2 protein-coding genes are annotated in these 2529 nt (G+C 56.5%); one reads left to right on the forward strand and one right to left on the reverse strand.

What is annotated here, in order from left to right; all coding sequences use genetic code 11:
* Positions 1-1560: CHAT domain-containing protein (locus ACFFWD_RS18220; RefSeq protein ID WP_376967526.1), on the forward strand; the 1560-nt coding region annotated here is incomplete at its 5' end.
* A gap of 222 nt (positions 1561-1782) precedes the next feature.
* Here ACFFWD_RS18220 and ACFFWD_RS18225 read toward each other — a convergent pair.
* Positions 1783-2529: phospholipase C/P1 nuclease family protein (locus tag ACFFWD_RS18225; protein ID WP_376967528.1), on the reverse strand; the 747-nt coding region annotated here is incomplete at its 5' end.

Genomic DNA, 2529 nt, shown 5'->3' on the forward strand with positions numbered 1-2529 from the left:
GGGGGGCGCGCGTCGCGAGCGGCTTCGCTCCAGCTACACCACCAGCTGGGACACGACCCATTGTCGTCCGCCGCGGCAGATGCTGTCACCAAGCTTGCGCAGCGCTACGCAGCAGGCTCGGGCGAACTTGCGACACTGGTGCGAAGTGATCAGGACCTCGGTGTCGAAGCTGACAAGCTTGACAGAGCCATTCTCGCGGCAGTCTCCAAGAGTCCAGATGAACGCAATCCATCTACTGAGGATCAACTCCGCAAACGCTTGGCCGAAATCAAGATCGAGAGAGACAAGATTCAGGATACCCTGAGCCAAAGGTTCCCTGACTACGTCGCACTGTCACGTCCCCAACCTCTGACATTGGCTGACACTCAAAAGCTGCTTGGCGACGATGAAGCTGTCGTCATTTTTAGTGTTGACCAAAGAAGCTACGCTTGGGTTGTGACCAAGTCGGAAGGCTTTTGGACGGCAATTCCAGCGACTTCAAAGCAGCTTGGTGAGCAAGTACTGCAACTTCGGCAGTCGCTGACATTTTATACTGACAAGCCATTTGACGCCGCATTGGCCCACAAGATTTACCAAGAGACCTTTGGTCCGATTGCTACAAAGCTGAAGGACAAGAAGCGTCTGTCGGTCATTGCCAATGGCGCTCTGACATCACTCCCCTTTGGGCTGCTGGTGACCTCCGACCCCACGGGCAAGTCACTCAAGGAAACGAATTGGCTGATCAAGCCTTATGCCATTACGATTCTGCCATCGGTCTATAGCCTGAAAACGATGCGGACACAGGCTGCAGTATCAAAACCTCAAAAGACGATGGTTGCGTTCGCCGATCCCGTATTCAGCAAGCAGGCACGCGCGCAGGCAAAGGGTCAGCAGGTCGCTATGAGAAGCCTGCCCAGTCTCTATCAAGGCGATCGACTTGATGTTCAGGCACTTGGGGAACTGCTTGCCCAACTGCCGGGAACTCGAACGGAGGTTCAATCAATAGCCAAGGCTTTGGGCGTTGGCTCTGATGATCTGAAATTCGGATTGAACGCGACTGAAACTGCGGTGAAAGCGACCAAGCTCGATCAGTATCGGATCGTCTATTTTGCGACGCATGGTTTGGTTTCAGGCGAGCTTGAAAAGTTCAGCAAGGCGAGAGCCGAGCCCGCTCTTGCGTTGACAATACCTGACATTCCGACTGAACTTGACGACGGTCTGCTTCAGGCGAGCGAAGTCGCCGAACTTAAGCTCAACGCTGACTGGGTCGTGCTATCCGCCTGCAACACGGCGTCAAGCGATGGTGTCGGAGCGGAAGCCCTTTCCGGTCTTGCGCGTGCATTCCTGTATGCAGGCGCGCGTTCGCTGGTCGTCTCGCATTGGGACGTCGATGACGTTGCAACGGCCCACCTGATGTCTAACCTGTTTGGTATTTCTGTTAGGAATCCCGGCCTTTCTCATGCAGAGGCTCTCAGAGAGGCGACGTGGAGACTATTGAGCGAAGCAAAGACGGTTGCCGATACCCATCCGCGCGTTTGGGCTCCATTCGTCGTTGTTGGTGAACCCGCCAAGCGGATGTAATTCGGATGCTGCCGGGTATTCCGAAACCGCCACAACCAGCAAAATAGAATGTGCAATCTCTTCGATCACGACGAACCAAGCCGCGATCGTTGCGGCGCAGCGCAGCGACATGTCTGAAGTTGGGGGCAAACCGGAAGTAGCTGGCCGACTGTAAAAACGACGCGAATGACCCAACTGAGACATCAGCCACGTTGTTTGGTGACATCGATTAGCTGGACTCGGTCAGGGAGAAAGCGATCCCGACGCACGCAATATGCCCCGCACCAGGTTGCGGCTATGCGCTCCGAAGTGACGAAACAGTTCGATGATGGCCGACTCCAGATCGGCGCGATGGCCCGCTTCGCGCTTCGTCACTTCATCCAACAGGTCGACGCCCCCGCCCTGAGAACCGAAGTCATAGTTGGCATCTGAGACATAATTCGCGGGCATGGCAGCTGCGAGCAATGCATCAAGCCGATCGCCAAACGAAAACGCCTCGGCACTGACGACGTCGCGGACATAGTTCTCAGACCATGCTGGATAGGTGGCGTCGCGGTCGCTTGGGCGCAGCGCTGTGAGGATGGGCGCCTGCTCGCCGGCCACTGTCGCATGATGGAGCATCTGAACCTGATACCGCTCAAGTGCGAAATGGCGGTTCGACACTAGCACGATCATCTCGTCCTTCATGCGCGGCGAACCGAGTACAGCAAGCAGATTGATGCCGAGCATCCGCAGCGTCGAAACCCCCGGCAGCAGGCTCGCATGATAAGGTTGCGTGAGATCTTGGACGTAATGCGTGGCATTGCCAGCAAATCGCCAGCCCCAATACAGGTGGCCGGTGCGGAAGGCCAGCTCAGCCAGGCCGAAGAACTGGTGCACGCGTAGCAATGGATAGGTGCGTCCAACGAAAGGCGCCGCTCGGTAGACCACCGCGCTTTGATGATAGAAGCCCATGTGGAACGGCGCCTGGGTCGAAATATTCACGGCGGG

This window comes from Bradyrhizobium erythrophlei, from assembly GCF_042430365.1.
Lineage (GTDB): Bacteria > Pseudomonadota > Alphaproteobacteria > Rhizobiales > Xanthobacteraceae > Bradyrhizobium > Bradyrhizobium erythrophlei.